This is a genomic window from Rhodospirillaceae bacterium (genome assembly GCA_018660465.1).
In the GTDB taxonomy this organism is placed as follows: domain Bacteria; phylum Pseudomonadota; class Alphaproteobacteria; order Rhodospirillales; family JABJKH01; genus JABJKH01.
Map to the genome: position 1 here is coordinate 55,330 of JABJKH010000089.1, position 17,532 is coordinate 72,861.

15 protein-coding genes are annotated in these 17,532 nt (G+C 53.0%); 5 read left to right on the top strand and 10 right to left on the bottom strand.

Going from position 1 to position 17,532, the window contains the following annotated elements; translation table 11 throughout:
- Positions 1 to 110 precede the first annotated feature (110 nt).
- Together HOM51_14415 and HOM51_14420 are read right to left on the bottom strand one after the other, a co-directional pair.
- Complete coding sequence (locus HOM51_14415) at positions 111 to 4,256, bottom strand: hypothetical protein (GenBank protein ID MBT5035702.1); 4,146 nt, start codon at positions 4,254 to 4,256, stop codon at positions 111 to 113.
- A 105-nt stretch (positions 4,257 to 4,361) separates the two neighbouring features.
- Positions 4,362 to 5,105, bottom strand: coding sequence for an SDR family oxidoreductase (locus tag HOM51_14420; GenBank protein MBT5035703.1), 744 nt, complete (start codon positions 5,103 to 5,105; stop codon positions 4,362 to 4,364).
- A gap of 91 nt (positions 5,106 to 5,196) precedes the next feature.
- On the opposite strand from HOM51_14420, the gene HOM51_14425 reads away from it, so the two are divergent.
- Complete coding sequence (locus HOM51_14425) at positions 5,197 to 5,778, top strand: SOS response-associated peptidase (GenBank protein ID MBT5035704.1); 582 nt, start codon at positions 5,197 to 5,199, stop codon at positions 5,776 to 5,778.
- A gap of 2 nt (positions 5,779 to 5,780) precedes the next feature.
- Here HOM51_14425 and HOM51_14430 read toward each other — a convergent pair whose 3' ends face one another.
- The 4 genes from HOM51_14430 to pdxH all read right to left on the bottom strand — a co-directional run bounded on the left by HOM51_14430 (position 5,781) and on the right by pdxH (position 9,870).
- Positions 5,781 to 6,644, bottom strand: a complete 864-nt coding sequence (locus HOM51_14430) for a universal stress protein (GenBank protein MBT5035705.1) — start codon at positions 6,642 to 6,644, stop codon at positions 5,781 to 5,783.
- A gap of 129 nt (positions 6,645 to 6,773) precedes the next feature.
- Complete coding sequence (locus HOM51_14435) at positions 6,774 to 8,309, bottom strand: AAA family ATPase (GenBank protein MBT5035706.1); 1,536 nt, start codon at positions 8,307 to 8,309, stop codon at positions 6,774 to 6,776.
- A gap of 11 nt (positions 8,310 to 8,320) precedes the next feature.
- Complete coding sequence (locus HOM51_14440; protein ID MBT5035707.1) at positions 8,321 to 9,220, bottom strand: cation diffusion facilitator family transporter; 900 nt, start codon at positions 9,218 to 9,220, stop codon at positions 8,321 to 8,323.
- A gap of 59 nt (positions 9,221 to 9,279) precedes the next feature.
- Positions 9,280 to 9,870 (bottom strand): pyridoxamine 5'-phosphate oxidase, encoded by a 591-nt coding sequence (gene pdxH / locus HOM51_14445; protein ID MBT5035708.1) that lies wholly within the window; start codon positions 9,868 to 9,870, stop codon positions 9,280 to 9,282.
- Between the two features lie 207 nt (positions 9,871 to 10,077).
- On the opposite strand from pdxH, the gene HOM51_14450 reads away from it, so the two are divergent.
- The 4 genes from HOM51_14450 (at position 10,078) to aroC (ending at position 13,647) form a co-directional block, all read left to right on the top strand.
- A complete protein-coding gene (locus tag HOM51_14450; protein ID MBT5035709.1) occupies positions 10,078 to 10,554 on the top strand; it encodes a glycine zipper 2TM domain-containing protein in 477 nt (158 codons plus the stop codon).
- A gap of 133 nt (positions 10,555 to 10,687) precedes the next feature.
- Entirely contained in the window at positions 10,688 to 11,578 is an 891-nt protein-coding gene (locus tag HOM51_14455; protein ID MBT5035710.1) for a DnaJ domain-containing protein, read from the top strand.
- Positions 11,579 to 11,761: 183 nt separating this feature from the next.
- Positions 11,762 to 12,574 (top strand): enoyl-ACP reductase FabI, encoded by an 813-nt coding sequence (fabI, locus tag HOM51_14460; GenBank protein ID MBT5035711.1) that lies wholly within the window; start codon positions 11,762 to 11,764, stop codon positions 12,572 to 12,574.
- Positions 12,574 to 13,647: a chorismate synthase gene (aroC, locus tag HOM51_14465; protein MBT5035712.1), complete on the top strand. Its 1,074-nt coding sequence runs from the start codon at positions 12,574 to 12,576 to the stop codon at positions 13,645 to 13,647. Before fabI ends, aroC begins: the two co-directional genes overlap by 1 nt.
- On the opposite strand, the gene HOM51_14470 is transcribed toward aroC, so the two are convergent.
- From HOM51_14470 to HOM51_14485, 4 genes are read right to left on the bottom strand one after another with little or no spacing between them, the layout of a single operon-like run.
- Positions 13,632 to 14,408, bottom strand: coding sequence for a TlyA family RNA methyltransferase (locus tag HOM51_14470; protein MBT5035713.1), 777 nt, complete (start codon positions 14,406 to 14,408; stop codon positions 13,632 to 13,634). The genes aroC and HOM51_14470 overlap by 16 nt on opposite strands.
- A gap of 4 nt (positions 14,409 to 14,412) precedes the next feature.
- Positions 14,413 to 16,338, bottom strand: coding sequence for a 1-deoxy-D-xylulose-5-phosphate synthase (locus HOM51_14475; protein ID MBT5035714.1), 1,926 nt, complete (start codon positions 16,336 to 16,338; stop codon positions 14,413 to 14,415).
- 44 nt (positions 16,339 to 16,382) lie between these two features.
- Entirely contained in the window at positions 16,383 to 17,318 is a 936-nt protein-coding gene (locus HOM51_14480; protein ID MBT5035715.1) for a polyprenyl synthetase family protein, read from the bottom strand.
- The gene (locus tag HOM51_14485; protein MBT5035716.1) at positions 17,281 to 17,532 is read right to left on the bottom strand and encodes an exodeoxyribonuclease VII small subunit; all 252 of its coding nucleotides are present in this window, start codon (positions 17,530 to 17,532) and stop codon (positions 17,281 to 17,283) included. Before HOM51_14485 ends, HOM51_14480 begins: the two co-directional genes overlap by 38 nt.

Here is a 17,532-nt window from a genome sequence, read left to right on the forward strand (position 1 = left end):
CCCCTCCCAACAGACACTTCTTTTACAGGGTCTTCGGGTCTTTTACAGGGTCTTCGGGTCTTTTACAGGGTCTTCGGGGTTGCTAAAACGAAAAATCGGTAAATTTGTCCCTAAACTTCCCGCCCGAGCGCACGCGACAGGATCATATAGACTTTGCCCATGTCTGAGGACAGGAATGTCGTGCTAAGGACGCCGTCATGGTCACGCTTGCGGGCCTCCGCCAACATCTCGGCAAACTGAGTCATGTAGCGGTTGGTGTATTCGCGGAACTCGCCATCTTCCTGGAATTTCTGCTGGATCGCTGCAAGGCGACCTTTTTCCCTGAAGCCCAGCATCTTGCGGACAAACACACCCTTTTCCCCACGGTTAAAGCGCGCCCAGTCGTCTTCACTGATGTTGGTTTCCAGCACCCGGTTCATATCGACGGCAACAGACTGCAAACGCTCCAAAATGAAGGTCGCGCGATGAAGAAAATCATCCATTGCAACCTTGTCTGTTTGGCTCTTCAAGGATGTAACCAGCGTTTGGGCAGTCTGAGAGGCTTCTTTAAGCTCCGCCGTTTGACCGGACAACGCCTTGGTCACGGCCTGGCCATGATGTGCCACTTTGCTTGATGACTTGAGCAGGGCTTCGACGTGATTCTCAACCGACTTATCCCAGGCCTCCACCTTGGAAATAGCCTGCGCCGAAATTGTCCCAACGTCCTGGGCGCGTTTTCCCAAAGTCTCGCCAAGAGCCTCCATCCCCACCTTGGTATTGTAGTAGGCATCCATCAATTCGCGCATTCGTTGACGGAGTGCTCCATGAGCGGAATCAATATCGCCGACAATTCGCTCAGCTGAGTTCGCCGATTCCTGAGAATAATCCTGTAATTTTTTCCCAACGACATCGAGCTTAGAAATATTCTGTTCCGTCGCCTTCATTGCTTCATCAGAACGCATCGTCAGAGAACTCGCTACCCGCGCCAATCGTGCGAGCGCATTTTCTGTGGTTCCGGTAAGTTCTTTGGAACGTTCATCCAAGGTATGTGCGGCGGCATCGACTTCCCAAGACGCTTGCTTGGACGTCTGAGTCAATTCACGGGCGCGGTCAGCCAGTCCTTTTCCAACTCCTTTTAACCGGTCAAAGGCGCGTTCGGTCAGGCTTTCTATTTCCTGCGAGCGCGCTTTTAGCTCTTTACTAATGTGGCTCACTTTTCCAACCGCGGCTTCGGCAGTTTCAGTCAGCTCACCTGAATTACGATGCAGCGCATCGGTCACTAAGGTAATCAAGCTGGCGGCCTTATCGACAGTAAGATAAATATCCTGCCAGCGCTCTTGCAGCCTATCGCCAACCTGACCCAATCGGTCAGCAGCATCGTTCGATGTGGTGGTGAGACCAGAGGCATTCTTATTCAAGGAATCCCCGAACGCCTTCAAATGCTCTGAGGCCTGATCATATGCAGATGTTAATTCCTCAGATCGAGTACCGAGCAGGCTCCCTGCTTCATCCACACGAATGACGGCTCGGTCCATGGTTGTGTCCAATTCCGCCGCTTGGTTGTGCAACCGTTCGCCCATTTCATTTAACTGCCGGGTGGCGCGTTCGCTGGCCTGTGTTGCGGTCGTCGAATGACTGTTCAACTTTTCAGCAACACCATCGATACTTTCACCGGCAGCTTCCGAGGCATGGTTTAGGGCATTCGCGCCGTCTTGAAGACGCTGGCTTGAGTTGGCCATGCGGTGGCGTAATTGGTCAGATGCCTCATGTAAACTCTTTGTCTGGTCGTGAACTTCGGAGCCAGCGATGGCTAAGCTGGACGCGGTCTCATCGGCTTGCGTACGCAAGTCCCTTGACTGTGAGACTAAGGACTCGCCCATATGCCCGATTTGTTTGGTTGCGTGCTCAGAGGCACTTTCCAAGTCTTCCGTCTGCCGTTTCAAGGCGTCGGTTACCAAGCCAACCAGTTTTGCCGCCCGGTCCGTGGCTGTTGCGACGTCCGTCGAACGATCATCCAGGGAAGTGCCCAATTGCCCCACATCGCCAATGGCCCTTTCGACTGACGTGGTCAAAACTTCGGTATGTTGCCGCATGGACTGGCCAGATTCCTCGAGACGAGTTGTCGCATCTTCGGAAGCAGAGACCAATCCAGACAAGGACACACGAATGCGCTCACCCAGGCTCCGCAATCTAAGATCGGACCGATTTGACAATTCCACCAGTTCATCAGCGCCTTGCAGCATTTGTTCACGAGAACTTTCCAAACGCTGGGTCGCATTGTCAGACGCCCCAGTAAGACTTTCCGATTGTTCACTCAGTGCTTGGGCAACGTCTGAAATTTTTCCCTGCGCTCCTTCGGCACTGGCCGCGAGTTCCTGAGTTCGCTCGCGTATATCCGTTCCGAGGTCCTTAATCTTCTCCGACGACGTTTCGGATAATTCTGTAATATCGCGCAACTGTTTGCCGAAGGCTTCCGCAAGGCTGTTGGTCCGCGTTGCGCTGTGTTCGAGTCCCTTTGTTCCTGCGCTGATCGCCTCCGTCATGACTGTCATACGGGCTTCGCCCTTGTCCGCGCTCTGAACCAAGTCCTGATGGGTCACCCTCAAAGCATCCGTCAACTGACCGACATGGGTGCTGGACTTGTCTGCAGTTTCAACAACATCTTGTGCGCGTTGGCGCAAAGCTTCGCCCGCAACGTTGATACGAAGCACACTATGGGTCGATGCCTTTGACAAATCGTCGGCACGGCTCATCAGGCTGTCGCCAACTTCCGTCACAACTCCGATGGCCTTTTCAGACGCCTCGCCTAAATCATCTGACCTTTTACGGAGCGAGTCGCCGACTTGCTCAACATCTTGAAGCACCTTTTCAGAGGCGATTGAAAGATCATGCATCGTCTGGCGTAACCGGTCACTAACACCATCGGTACGGCTTGCCACCCGATCAGAGGCATCTTCCAATTCTCCGGCCTGACGTCGGAACTCATTGCCTGTTGCCGTCATGCGAAGCGAAACGTTCTCTGATGTCGCAGACAATTGACGGGCCTGTTCCGTCAGGTTATCGCCGATTTGGCGAACGTTATCTGTTACTTTTTCCGATGTTTCACTCAGGTAGCCCGTTTGCCGCCCCAAGTTGGTCTCTATCTCAGATGAATGTATGGCTACCGTTTTCGCGGTATCAGCCAAGTCTTGCATTTGTCGATGGAGGACCTGTCCAATGACCTGAGCTTGTGCTGTCACGCCCTCAGTACGCTTTGCCAGGTTATCCGTGTGCTCGTCCAACACTCCAGCCGTCTCATCGACACGCGCCGCTGCGGTATCTGAGGCTTCCAAAAGCTCTCGAACGCGACCTTCCAATATGTCGCCTATATCTTCTACGCGCGTGATGGACTGATTGGTTATTTCATCAAGGCGGTCCGTGCGCTGATCAAACGTAGAGGCCGTTTCCAATGATAGGGCTGAGGCCTGTTCTGCCGCTTGGCTCAGTTCGTCGCCCCGTCGGTGCAGCAATTCGCTTAGGTTTTCCGCCCGCGCCGACGCCCGGTCCGCCGTCGTTGCCAGATCATGAGACTGCTTGTGCAGAACCTCGCCGACATCACGCGCGCGAACCGTTGCCTTTTCGGATACATCACTCAGGTCTTCAGTCTGACGCTTCAGTACTTCTGCAATGGCTTGCGCACGAAGGTCCGCATCCTCGGAGACCTTCGACAGCCCGACGACCTGCTGGCGGATTAATTCGTAGATACCTTCTGCCCGCTCAGACGCTTCGTCCGAAGCCTTGGAAAGATCACGCGACTGACGACGCAGCGATTCGCTAATCTCCCGCATTCGGGATTCGGACTTGTCGGTTGGGTAAATGAGACGCCGCAGGTACCAGCGTAGCGCCTCAGATTCGTGGCGCGTCTGACGCCCCCGTTCAAACAATGCAATGACCATCCATAACAGTGCAATCGGCGTTGTTACCCCGGCCGCCATAGCCGCAAGCTCATAGGGCTGCAAATGTGGCAGGTTTTCCCAGCCCATATACTGATCAATGTAAAAGATAACGGGAGCCAGCCAGCCAACGGTCAGCACCATTCCGGCGATACTGAACAGCCGGTACCGCAAATAAAACGGTGCCGTCCAACGCGGAAACAGGCTTTCGTCTTCAGCCGCGGCAAGAGCGGCCTCACGGCTTTCCTCAGGTAGGTTCCACAGCTCGTCTTTAGCTGTGAGCAGATCGTCGTCGCCCGACGGTGCCTGATCCTGATTATTTTGATCGGTACTGGTTTTAGCCATAGCGGACCACCCCAAACTCAATGCCCAATTATCCCACGCTACATTTGTGGTATGAATCTAGCATATTAACAGCCTAGGCCGTTAATTTTTCAATAATTCGAAGCCCTAAAAAAGATGCTGCCCACCGGTAATCCAGACCTCGGTCCCCGTAACATAAGCAGAATCATCCGAGCACAGGTAATACACCGTGCCCGCAACGTCTCCAGGGGCCCCCATTCTGTTCAAGGGAATGCGTGGGATTAATGCTTCGTACTCTGGCTGAACCATGTCGGTTTCAATTTCACCGGGGGCGACCGCGTTAACCCGAACATCCAGGGCAGCCATCTCATTAGCGAGCTCTCGGGTCAGGGCTGACAATGCCGACTTGGAAATGGAGTAAGCCGATCCTGCAAAGGGGTGGATCATATGCCCAGCAATGGAGGTGATATTAACAATTGCACCCTTTCCTTTGTGGAGCGCCGACGCAAACCCACGTGAAAGCCGCAAGGGGGCATAAAAATTCGTCTCAAAGACCTCACGCCAGGCCTCCAAGTCGCCGTTCAAACAACCGAGGCGTTCCTTGTAGGATGTTTTCGGCGACATGCCGGCGTTGTTTACGAGGCCATGAAGGGGGGCATCGCCCAGCTGTTCGTTTGCTTGTTTGACGAACTCGGCAATGCTGTCCGCATCGGCTAAGTCCGTCGGGATATGACAGGTCCAATTGGGGTCACGCTTGCATTCTTCCGGTACATCATCTCGTGAACAGGTAATAATTCGCCATCCGCGCTCCAAAAATAGCATCGCCGTTGCGTGACCGATCCCGCGGCTGGCGCCGGTTACAATTACTGTTTTTCTGTCGTCATTTTCCATAGAGGGCAGGTTAGGACAAATGCATGTCTGTTGCCAGCAAATGAGGGGAGCGCTTGAAGCGGCAGTCTGTTTCTGTCACTTAAGTGAGATCATGTGCTCTTGCTATACCGTATCGGTCAAAATAGATGACCTAACAGCGCGCTTCGGTATTTCCGGGGTCGATTTTCAAATCCCACAACAAGATCTTCGGCCAACCAATCAAGCGCCTGTCATATGGGAGGGCACGTTGAGCGCGCTTAAATGGGGGATTCCTGCCCCCTGGGACGGCAAACCCTTGATTAATGCCCGCGCCGAAACCCTGGCGCAAAAACAAACCTTTCGCCCGTTGTTGGAGAGGCGCTGTCTGGTGCCCGCCAATGGCTACTACGAATGGCGAAAAGACGGGTCCAGCAAGCTGAAGAATTACATTGGGTGCAAAGATCACCCTGTCTTCGCTTTCGCCGGCCTGACAGACGGGACTCACTTTACCATCGTGACCTCGGCGCCGATCCCTTCAATCCAGCATATTCACAGCCGTATGCCGGTGATTCTTTCAGTTGAAGGGGAACGGGCCTGGCTGGACCCCAAGACACCATTTGCGTCAGTTTCTTCTTATTTAGAACCCGACGAATTGCTGAACCTTACCGCAAACGAAAACGTCCCCCCACCACCCCGGCAGGGGGAGTTATTTTAACTTTAACGTGCCATCAGAACAGGCAACTCGGCGTTTTCAAGAACGTAACTGGTCACACCGCCCAAAATCCATTGGCGCAGCCGAGACCGGGTGTATGCTCCCATCACAATAAAATCGGTGCCGTTTTCCTGGCAGGCCTTCAGCAATTCTGAACCTACCGGGCCAGCGCCTTCTTCGAGGACTTGAGTCTCAACCGCTAACCCGCGCCATTCCAAAGACTCGGCCAGTTGCGAGGCACCTTCTGCCTCTGTCCTATGACTTGCCGCGGTCATGATCACTGTCGATTTCGCACTTTCAATCAACGGCATTGCCGCCGTCAACGCGCGTGCAGATTGAACACTGCCGTTCCAAGCGATAGCCGCTTTTTCACCAAAGTCTTGCGGTGCCTTGGCTGGTGCCAGCAGAACCAACCGACCGGTCTCAAATAAAGCGGCATTTACTGTCATGGCCACGGACGGCTCCGGATCAGTCCCCGGCAGAGGCACGACAATCATGTCGGCAAGTCGTCCCATTTTAGCGACGATCTCTTCCTCTCGACCCACTTTCTCAACCCATCTGGCGGAGGGACCATTTCCATCCGGCGCACTCGCCACTGGAATACCCATCTCACTGCACTTGGACTCAAATAAGGCGCGTGCGTTTGTCGAGCGTTCTTCCGTTTCTTTTTCAGCAAATTCGATCATTTCTTCGATCATGTTGCCGGACATACCTTCGCCCAAAAGCGGCACAACGGATTTCGAATCAGTCTTTACGTGCAAAACATCAACATGAGACTTTACCTTGCGCGCGATCGACAAAGCGATTTCCAACGCCGGGCGTGTCGCATCTGTACCATCAAGGGGAACCAGGATATTCTTAATCGTCATACCTCACTCCTTCGTCTCAGGTTTCAGCCAACATACCATCATAACTGATTTATTATCCCTGCGTGCAAACTTTCCTCATATTCTAGTTATTATCATAAGCGCTTCGCACTATTAACACATTGATATGAATCAAATTCCCAGCACAGAGCTCAATTTACCCAAGGTTTCTCGCCGCGTCCCGGAACTATCTATTCGGGACCAGGAGATATCGCCCAGATTGTAGCCGGTTTGAAGTTGGACAATGTCTGCCTTAGCGTCCGAAGCGTTGGCCTTGCGATCAGTCACCCGTTGTACCATGACCTCCAAGGGGGCTTCCAACCAAAGTCCTTGAAAGGGTACGCCTAATTTTTCTGCGACGCGGGCGATGGCGTCCCGCTGTTCTGTATTTGAGAATACCGCGTCCGCGATCACGCTGTGCCCTGTTTTCAAAGCCGTTTCGACCTCCGCATAGAGAGTTTGAAAGGTTTTTGAGGTTACGTCAGGTGTATAACCTTCTGGACCTAGGCGATCCAATGGATGGCATCCCATCAGCCGCTTACGCAAAACATCGCTGCGCAGCACTCGGGCTCCTGGCGCACAACCAATAAGCGATGCAATCTCCCGTGCTGCATGAGATTTTCCGCTGCCAGACAAACCACCGACCGCAATTAACCGAGGCGAATGGGACTCCAGATAGCCAATCGCCATCTCTAAATATTGCGCTGCCTCATTGTGAAGAGCTTGTGCTCCCGAAGGATCGCTTAAGTTCTGAGCTGCTGCGAGAGCCACATGAGATCGGATTGATGCGCGCACAGCCATAAAGATCGGCATACATCCCAGCGCCTCGCCTTCTCCCGTGAGATCCATGTATCGGTTAAAGCAAACGTTGGCGAGACCGCGTAGGTCCCTATGATCCAAATCCATCAACAAAAACGCCAGATCATAAAGAACGTCGATATCAGAAAAATCACGGCTGAATTCGATGGCATCAAACAAGGTTGGCCTGCCGTCTAGAAGACAAATATTGCGAAGATGCAGGTCGCCATGACAGTGGCGAACCTGTCCGTTCTGCTTGCGGGCATCTAAAATCGGGCCCAGTCCATTAATCTGGCGCTTAAGCTCCTGATTTAGGTGCGCTACCTTTTCAGCGTCCAGAATACCTACGCCGAACTGGGCAAAACACGCTGCGTTGTTATCCGCGATCATTGCCAATCCAGCCAAGCCTCCTGCCTTCGATACAGGCTCCGCCAAGCCATGAAACGTAGCGATGACGTCTCCTAACTCCTCCATGATCCGGCGATCCAAAGAACCCTTAAGCGCCAATCGATCAAACAAATAGTTCTGATCAAAGCGCACCATTTCCACCAGCCAATCGAGAACCTCCCCCTCTCCATCAAGCGCGAGCTTGCCATCCTCTCGGCGGACAACAGCCTTAACACCCAAATACAATTGCGGTGCCGTCCGGCGGTTGATTGTGACTTCCGCTTCGCACGCGATGCGTCGTTTTTCCCGCGTATCAAAATCCAAATACGGAAACCGCACGGCCCGCTTCAGCTTATAGGCGCGATCTTTGATAAGGAAAATTTCGGATATATGGGTTTCTACGCGCTCGACCGTAAGGCCGTGCTCACCATACGCTTCTGGCTTTGAGAGGAATTCGACAACAGGGAGTTGATCGTTTTCCATGGACGCGCCCACTATTGAAATTCAGCCCTGTGTTCTTCGATGCCTTCTGGATCTTCGTGGATGAGAACTTCGGCCGTTGGAAATGCCTCTTGAAGAGAAAGCTCTACCGCATCTGATATTTCATGGGCATCAAACAACGTCATATTTCCGTCCATTTCTAGATGTAGTTGGATAAATGTCTGCTGGCCCGATGAGCGCGTCCGTAAATCGTGGATATCAATGACACCCGTATGGGACAGGGAAATATCACGAATACGGGTGCGATCTATGTCCGGCAGTTCATGATCCATGAGAAGATCAAGCGAACTTCGACCAATTTTTAAAGCGCCCCAAACAATATAGGCTACGATCCCAATGGCGAAGATAGGGTCAGCAAGCGTCCACCCCAGTTTTGAGGCGAGCAGCAACGAGACAATCACGCTCAGGTTGACCAAAACATCGGTCTGGTAATGAAGCGAATCTGCCTTGATCGCGACAGATCCAGTCTTTGCCACCACATAGCGCTGAAACCCAACCAGCACCAAGGTCAAGACGATGGAAAAGACCATCACGATCAGACCGACATCGGTACTGGTAATGTCCCTTGGGTGGATCAAACGTTCCGCCGACTCCAAGACCAAAAACACTGCAGAACCAGAAATAAACGCTGCTTGTGCCAAACCCGCCAAGGGTTCCGCCTTTCCATGGCCAAACCGGTGTTCACGGTCGGCCGGTTGCAACGCATGCCGAACGGCAATCAAATTAACCAGCGACGCCAACACATCGAGCATGGAATCGATCATCGTCGACAACAAACTTACCGAATCGGTAACCAACCAAGCGCCGAATTTGCAAACGATCAAAACTGCCGCGACACTGACAGACGCATAGGTCGCCAGCCGCAAAAGACGTTGAGATTCAACGGGAATCATTGCTGAGACGCCGCCATTCGCATCACGACTGGCCGCATCACTAATCGTCGAAGTATCGGTCACGGGAATAACCGCTCCGTTGTCCATCCAGTTTCGGTGCGTGTGTATACTAACCTATCATGCAGTCGGAACAATTGTTCTTCCCAAAATTCGATTGCCGTCGGTCTAATCCGAAATCCGCACCAGAATTCCGGCCGCGGTATCGTGCCGATGTGAAATTTCGCAGTATATTCGGCAATCCGCTTTTCCAACTCAAACCCCCCTGCCAGTGCGCGTGACTGTTTTGACGCCCAAGCACCGATTTGCGCGCCACGGGGTCGGGTGGCGAAATAAGCGTCGGCTTCTTCATCAGTTACCTGCTCAACCGTACCTTCGACACGCACTTGGCGCTGCAACGACTTCCAGTGAAAACAAAGCGCTGCATGGGGGTTACTGAGAAGTTCGTCGCCCTTTCGGCTTTCCTGATTGGTATAGAATACAAATCCTTCGGCGTCCGCGTCCTTTAATAGAACCATACGGGCCGACGGTATACCTTTGGAATCAGCGGTCGCCAGACAACAAGCGGTCGCAAGGCTGGGCTCGGCAGCCTCAGCCTCGGCAAACCACGTATCAAATAGGCTGATTGGGTCCTCGGAATCTGGTATGCTCATGGTATTAAAAAGGCCGAACAAAAATTTAACACATTCCTCCCTAATATAGCTTGGCTAAAGCATTGTAAAAGCGCTATCGGTAAGAATAATTAAAACTTCAGTTTCTTAATCCATTTTGGCTAAAAACGTGTAAAATCCTTCCATAAGTGGGGACAAGAGGGCTCTCGTTCAGGAGCCGACATTATAAATTGTATGGAGTAACCTATCATGAAGTTTAAAAACCTCACCGTCGTCCTGCTCAGCGCCAGCCTTTTGGGAGCCTGTGCCCAGGACGGAACCGTCAATAAAGAAGGGATCGGCACTTTGGTCGGTGCCGGTCTTGGCGCCCTGGTCGGCTCTCGCGTTGGTGGCGGCAAAGGACGGCTCGCCGCTGTTGCACTTGGTGCCCTCGGCGGTGCCTACTTAGGCAGTAAACTTGGACAGCAGTTGGACGCTGCCGATAGAGCACGGGCGGAACGCGCTCAAGAAGAAGCCCACACAACCCCCGTTGGAAAAACCATCGCTTGGAACAATCCTGACAGCGGCAACTCCGGCACCTTCACACCAACCCGCGATGGCACGGATCGGCAGACCGGCAATTATTGCCGCGAATATAAGACGACAATTAACGTGGGTGGAAAATACGAGGAAGCCTATGGCACCGCATGCCGCCAAGCAGACGGCACCTGGAGGATTCAAAAATAGGCTCCTTTCGGAGAATTCCGGAACAATTCTTGCATGCATAAAATGCCAGTTAGGGTGTTTTATGCTTTGAGGCGTTTTATGCTGGCGCTCGGAACGACTTCTTTTTAACTCATGTGCAGGCCGTAGCCATTCTATGAAAAACCCGTATCAAATCCTTGGCGTCTCGACAAATGCCAGTCAGACACAAATAAAGAAAGCCTATCGGGAAAAAGCGCAGGAACTTCATCCAGACAAACGGCCTGACGATCCTAAGGCCGAGGATGTCTTCAAGGACATCTCCGCAGCCTATAATTTACTGTCTAATCAAGACACGCGGAATCAATTCGACCGGGATGAAATCACCATGACCGGGTCGCGTCGCAAGCCCCAGTCCAAACCCCGGCAACGCCAAGGACCAAAATCATCGGCGAAGCGTCCGTTCGATCGTTTCTTCCGGCAACGAGCGACCAAATCAGAAAATCCCCTGAAGATTAAAGGAACCAATGTCACTTATACCCTGACGGTAGATTTTGCGACTGCCGCCAAGGGGGCCAAAAAACGAGTCAGCATGACAACCGGCAAGCGTCTGGAGGTCAACGTTCCCCCAGGCACCGAAGATGGCCAAATTTTACGATTAAAAGGTCAAGGTATGGAGGGTATTGGTGGCGGTGCAAACGGCGATGCCCACGTCGAAATTCGGGTCAAACCGGACTCTCTATTCAGCCGTGACGGTCACAATCTAAAGGTAAGCATTCCAGTTACGCTGCAAGAGGCCGTTATGGGGGCTAAGATTGAGGTTCCCACGATTGATGGCCCTGTAACGGTGACGATTCCGGAAGGCTCCAATACCGGCACAGTTCTACGTCTGAAAGGCAAGGGCCTGCAAAAGCCAACAGGAAAAACCCGGGGCGACCAATACATCGAACTCAAAGTCGTCCTCCCCAAAAAGACCGATGGCGAATTTACCGATTTCGTAAAACGCTGGGGGCCGGATCATACATACGACGTGGGCCGGCCAAAATCACCTGCCAAGCAAGAGACTTGATTCTACCAACTCACGTAGAATTCACAAATTGAAACAAAAGTTTAGCCGCCTCGACATTGACCATCTTGGTCCCATCGTTTAAGGCCTACGTACCGGGTGCTTTTGACTGAGAGATAAACCTACGCTGGTTTTTCACCGCTTCAGAGGCAAACCCAAACGACGAATTGGGCATGTGAGGTTTCGATGACGGGTACGCAGCCATTAATGGCCGGAAAAAAAGGTCTGATCATGGGCGTGGCGAATGATCGCTCCATTGCGTGGGGCATTGCCAAGGCGGCCCATGCGCAGGGTGCTGAACTCGCCTTTACCTATCAAGGGGAAGCCCTGAAAAAACGCGTCGAGCCGCTCGCCGAATCGCTTGGTTCGGATACGGTCTTCCCGTGTGACGTCACCAATTTGAACAGCGTAGATGCGCTCTTCGACAATCTTCGTGAGAAATGGGGCAAGCTAGACTTTGTTCTTCATGCCATCGCCTATTCCGATAAGGACGAGCTTAAGGGTCGTTATGTCGATACCAGCCTGGAAAACTTTTCCCAGAGCATGATGATTTCGTGCTATTCGTTCACCGCCATTTGCCAGCGCGCGGCACCGATCATGACCGAAGGCGGCAGCCTTTTGACCCTGACTTATTTGGGCGGCGAACGGGTCGTGCCGCATTACAACGTCATGGGCGTCGCCAAAGCAGCGCTAGAGGCCAGCGTGCGTTATTTAGCTGAAGATCTGGGCAGTGACGGCATTCGCGTTAACGCACTTTCCGCTGGACCAATGAAAACCCTGGCATCCAGTGGCATCGGGGATTTCCGCTACATTCTCAAGTGGAACGAATTCAATTCACCGCTCCGGCGCAATGTAACGTTGGATGATGTCGGGGGTGCGGGGCTGTACCTGCTAAGCGATCTTTCTGGCGGCGTGACCGGCGAAACCCATCATGTCGATTGTGGCTACCACATTGTTGGGATGAAGGCCGTCGACGCGCCTGATATTTCGACTGTCTGATGCCCGGCAACTCATACGGTACACTCTTTAGCGTTCAGACCTTCGGCGAAAGCCATGGCCCGGCCATCGGCTGCATTGTTGATGGCGTGCCGTCGGGCATTGAGTTATCCGAGCCTGATATTCAAATTTATTTGGATAAACGCAAGCCCGGTCAATCCAAGTACACCACCCAGCGTAAAGAACCCGATCAGGTGAAGATTCTTTCTGGTGTGTTTGAAGGCCAAACAACAGGCACGCCAATTGGCCTTTTGATTGAGAACCAGGACACCCGGTCCAAGGATTACGGTGATATTAAAGACAAGTTCAGACCTGGACACGCGGACTATACCTATTTCAAGAAATACGGTTTTCGAGACTATCGCGGTGGTGGTCGTTCCAGCGCACGCGAGACGGCAATGCGGGTTGCCGCCGGTGCCATTGCGCGGAAAATCTTAGGCGACGGCGTTTCCATCCGCGCAGCCCTGATCCAAATCGGTCCCCACGAAATCGACCGAAATAACTGGGATTGGGATCAGTGCGCACAAAATCCGTTTTGGAGCCCTGATGCTGCGGCTGCAGAAACCTGGGCGACGTACTTAGACGGCATCCGCAAGGCGGGGTCCAGTACCGGGGCAGTAATTGAAGTGGTTTGCTCCGGCGTTCCTGTTGGGTTGGGCTCGCCATTATTTGATAAACTCGATGGTGTGATTGCGCATGCCCTGATGAATATTCCCGCCGCCAAGGGCGTGGAAATCGGCGCAGGTTTTGGAGCGGCTGCCCTGACCGGTGAAGAAAATGCTGATGAGATGCGGATGAAGGACGGCGCTGTTGAGTTTCTGTCGAATAATGCCGGTGGCATGCTGGGCGGTATTTCGACAGGTCAAGATATCGTCGCGCGTGTTGCTATCAAACCAACCAGTTCTATCCTGATCCCTCGGAAGACAGTGACTGTTCAAGGTGAAAACACCGACATCGTCACCAAAGGCCGCCACGACCCCTGCGTTGGCATTCGCGGTGTGCCTGTCGTCGAGGCCATGATGGCCTGTGTGTTAGCTGATCAGATGCTGTTACAGCGCGCTCAGTTCGGAGAGTGAGCCTCAGCTTTTTTCCGCGCCGCGACCAAAAACTCTTTATTGCCTTCAGGCCCTAACACTGGACTTTCGGACACGCCCATCACCTGCCAATCCGGTAATTGATCAAGCCACCCGCTGATCTCGTCGCAAACTTCTTGGTGAAGATTGGGATCGCGAACGACTCCGCCTTTCTCAACCAACTCCTTAGCAACCTCAAACTGCGGCTTGATGAGAGCCACGAGCCAGGCCCCCGATGCTGCCAGCGCCATTGCGGCAGGCAGGACTGTGCGCAAGCCAATAAAACTCGCATCACAAACGACGATATCTGGCGGGTTCGGGACTTGATCAGTGGTCAAATGTCGGGCGTTGGTCCGTTCTAGCAACGTGACCTTGGGATCGTTTCGAAGTTTCCAATCGAATTGACCGTGGCCGACATCAACAGCAACAACATGTGCGGCCCCCCCTGCTAGTAAGACATCGGTAAATCCGCCAGTGGACGCGCCTATATCCAAGCCTCGCATTCCCTGAACATCAATCTCAAAATGTTCAAGACCGTGCGCCAGCTTCATCCCTCCCCTGGAAACCCAAGGGTGCTCGCGGCTTTTCACTGTCAGCTGAATGTCCGGCGCGACCTGTTGGCCAGGCTTGTCCAATCGCTTGGTTTCTGAGAGAACGTTCCCAGCCATGATCACGGCTTGTGCCTGCGTCTGGCTCTCAGCCAACCCGCGCTCCACCAACAGAAGATCGAGACGGGTTTTCTTCGCCCGACCTTTTGTCGCCATGAGGTTAGGCGCTTGCGCCCTGTGGAATTTCGTCAGCCCGTCCCAACGCCGTCAGCGCCGTTGCCACAATATGATGGGCGTTCAAGCCAGCGCTTTCGTACTGATTATAAGGGCTGTCATGCCAAATAAAGCGATCCGGCAAGGTCATCGGCCGAACTTTAAGGCCTGCGTCCAGCAACCCATCTAACGCCAGGAAGTTCAGGACGTAGCTGCCAAATCCACCGATTGATCCTTCTTCAATTGTGATCAGGACTTCGTGGTCTTTCGCCAAACGGCGCACTAAGTCTTCATCCAACGGTTTGGCAAAGCGTGCATCGGCAACTGTGGTCGATAATCCCATCGCAGCCAAATCATCCGCAGCCTTCAGGCTTTCCTGCAAGCGGCCACCAAAACTTAAGATCGCGACGCTGGTGCCCTCGCGGATAATGCGGCCCTTGCCCAATTCCAGGGGCGTTCCCTTTTCAGGCAGATCAATGCCGACGCCTTCGCCGCGCGGATAGCGGAACGCCAGGGGTCCGTCTTCATGGGCAACAGCAGTTGCTACCATGTCCATCAATTCGGCTTCGTCGCCCGCCGCCATCACCACGAAGTTCGGCAGACAGCCCAAGTAAGCTACATCAAACGAACCCGCATGGGTTTGACCATCAGCACCCACCATGCCCGCCCGATCAATAGCGAAGCGAACGGGTAAATTCTGGATCGCAACGTCATGCACGATTTGATCATAGGCACGCTGCAAGAACGTCGAATATATTGTCACGAACGGCTTGAAACCTTCCGTTGCCATGCCTGCACAGAACGTCACCGCGTGTTGTTCGGCAATGCCGACATCGAAAGTCCGTTCGGGAAACACGTCGCCAAATTTATCAAGCCCCGTGCCACTCGGCATTGCGCCTGTCACTGCGACGATCTTTTCGTCTTCTTCGGCTTCCTTGATCAAGGCTTTTGCATAAACGTTGGTGTAGCTCGGTGCATTGGCCGGGGCCTTGTGCAACTCACCCGTCACAACATTAAATTTGCCGACGCCATGATACTTATCATAGGCCTGCTCTGCAGGCTCATAGCCGGCACCCTTCTTGGTCACCACATGCAGCAACAGGGGGCCAGATTCTTTGTCGTCACGCAGGTTCTTTAGGACCGGCAGCAAGTGATCTAGATTATGGCCATCAACAGGACCCACATAATAAAGTCCCAGCTCTTCAAACAATGTACCGCCAGTGACCATGCCACGGGTGTATTCATCAACTTTCCCGGCCGCTTCTTCAATTGTGCGGGGGAATTTTTTCGACATTTCCTTGGCCACATGGCGCACCGAGCGGAAGGATTTGGACGAGATCAACTTCGACAAATACGCGCTCAACGCGCCAACCGGTGGTGCGATCGACATATCGTTATCATTCAGGATAACGATCAAGCGTGCGTCCATGGAACCCGCGTTATTCATAGCTTCATAAGCCATGCCGCCGGTCATGGCACCATCGCCGATTACCGAGATAACGTTATTATCTTTACCGAGGAAATCCCGCGCCACAGCCATGCCGAGACCTGCAGAAATAGAGGTCGAACTGTGCGCCGTGCCGAAGGGGTCGTATTCACTTTCAGAACGCTTGGTGAAACCGTAAAGGCCACCGCCCTGACGTAATGTATGAATACGGTCACGACGACCGGTTAGAATCTTGTGGGGATAGGACTGGTGCCCCACATCCCAAATCAGTCGGTCGTCTGGCGTATTGAAAACATTATGGATTGCCACAGTCAGTTCAACGACACCCAGGCTGGCTCCCAGATGTCCGCCGATGCGTGACACAGTACGAACAGTTTCATCGCGCAATTCTTGCGCGAGTTGCTTGAGTTCCTCCACAGAGAAATCTCTCATATCCGCTGGGATTTTCACCTTATCCAGCAGCGGCGTTTGGCCTTCTTCCGTCAACTCCCAACTCCCGCAAATTCTTATTTTTTATTAAGCGCTTAGCCTTATGTACGTCGTTTTACCACAAATTGCGCCAATTGTTTTAAACAATCTGCCTTTTCTCCGAAGATATCAAGGTGTTGTGACGCTTGGTCCGCTAGCATATTGGCCTGGTCTCGCGCCCTTTCAACCCCTAATAGCGACACAAATGTCGCCTTACCAGCGGCTTCATCCTTGCCAGTGGCCTTTCCGACTTCCTCCGCCGTGCCCTCAACATCAAGCAAATCATCGGCGATTTGAAAGGCCAGCCCAAGATCGTGGGCGTAGGCTTTTAGCGCATGACGTTGCGGCTCAGGGGCCTTACCCAAGATGCCTCCTGCCTCACATGAGAAACTAATAAGAGCGCCCGTTTTTAATCTTTGCAGGCGCGTAATCTCTGGTATATCCAACTCGCGTTCTTCCGCCATCAAATCCAGCATCTGCCCACCAACCATGCCTGCATCGCCAGAAGCACGTGCCAAGCTGACAACCAGTTCAGCTCGTACGGCAGGGTCAGCATGGGTTTCCGGTTCTCCCAAAATTTCGAACGCCTTGGTCAGCAACGCATCGCCTGCCAAGATCGCCGTCGCTTCGTCGAACTTTTTGTGACACGTCGGCTGACCTCGGCGGAGATCATCATCGTCCATCGCCGGCAAATCGTCGTGGATCAGTGAATAGCAGTGGATCATCTCTATCGCCGCCCCGGCGCGAAGCGCACAACGTTCGTCGACAGAAAACAACGCAGCACCAGAGACCACTAGAAATGGCCTGATCCGCTTGCCACCGCCAAGCGTCGAATATCGAACGGCGTCCATAAGGCGGGATTCTGGGTCTTGGGCAGAAGGCAGCAACCTGTCCAAGACGTCCTCAATGGCGTCCGCCTTCTCCTTTAATAAATTTACAATATCGGTCAAAAGTAAGTCCTTAATCCAAATCAGCGTCTTCGGTTTCCGGATTTCCATCAGCGTTAAGGACGATTTTTTCGACTCTCATTTGAGCGTCGGCCAATTTCGCTTCGCAGTGGCGCTTTAACATCGCGCCGCGCTCGTACGCTTTAATACCATCATCCAGCCCGCCAGAACCATCTTCCAATTGGCGCACAATATCTTCGAGTTCTTCCAAGGCTTCCTCGTAAGACATCTTCTTGATATCGGAAGGAATTTTATTCTCAGCCAT

Coding starts and splice junctions, on each gene's coding strand:
- HOM51_14415 (MBT5035702.1), bottom strand. CDS start 4,256: ATGGCTAAAACCAGTACCGATCAAAATAATCAGGATCAGGCACCGTCG.
- HOM51_14420 (MBT5035703.1), bottom strand. CDS start 5,105: ATGGAAAATGACGACAGAAAAACAGTAATTGTAACCGGCGCCAGCCGC.
- HOM51_14425 (MBT5035704.1), top strand. CDS start 5,197: ATGTGCTCTTGCTATACCGTATCGGTCAAAATAGATGACCTAACAGCG.
- HOM51_14430 (MBT5035705.1), bottom strand. CDS start 6,644: ATGACGATTAAGAATATCCTGGTTCCCCTTGATGGTACAGATGCGACA.
- HOM51_14435 (MBT5035706.1), bottom strand. CDS start 8,309: ATGGAAAACGATCAACTCCCTGTTGTCGAATTCCTCTCAAAGCCAGAA.
- HOM51_14440 (MBT5035707.1), bottom strand. CDS start 9,220: ATGATTCCCGTTGAATCTCAACGTCTTTTGCGGCTGGCGACCTATGCG.
- pdxH (MBT5035708.1), bottom strand. CDS start 9,870: ATGAGCATACCAGATTCCGAGGACCCAATCAGCCTATTTGATACGTGG.
- HOM51_14450 (MBT5035709.1), top strand. CDS start 10,078: ATGAAGTTTAAAAACCTCACCGTCGTCCTGCTCAGCGCCAGCCTTTTG.
- HOM51_14455 (MBT5035710.1), top strand. CDS start 10,688: ATGAAAAACCCGTATCAAATCCTTGGCGTCTCGACAAATGCCAGTCAG.
- fabI (MBT5035711.1), top strand. CDS start 11,762: ATGACGGGTACGCAGCCATTAATGGCCGGAAAAAAAGGTCTGATCATG.
- aroC (MBT5035712.1), top strand. CDS start 12,574: ATGCCCGGCAACTCATACGGTACACTCTTTAGCGTTCAGACCTTCGGC.
- HOM51_14470 (MBT5035713.1), bottom strand. CDS start 14,408: ATGGCGACAAAAGGTCGGGCGAAGAAAACCCGTCTCGATCTTCTGTTG.
- HOM51_14480 (MBT5035715.1), bottom strand. CDS start 17,318: ATGGAAATCCGGAAACCGAAGACGCTGATTTGGATTAAGGACTTACTT.
- HOM51_14485 (MBT5035716.1), bottom strand. CDS start 17,532: ATGGCTGAGAATAAAATTCCTTCCGATATCAAGAAGATGTCTTACGAG.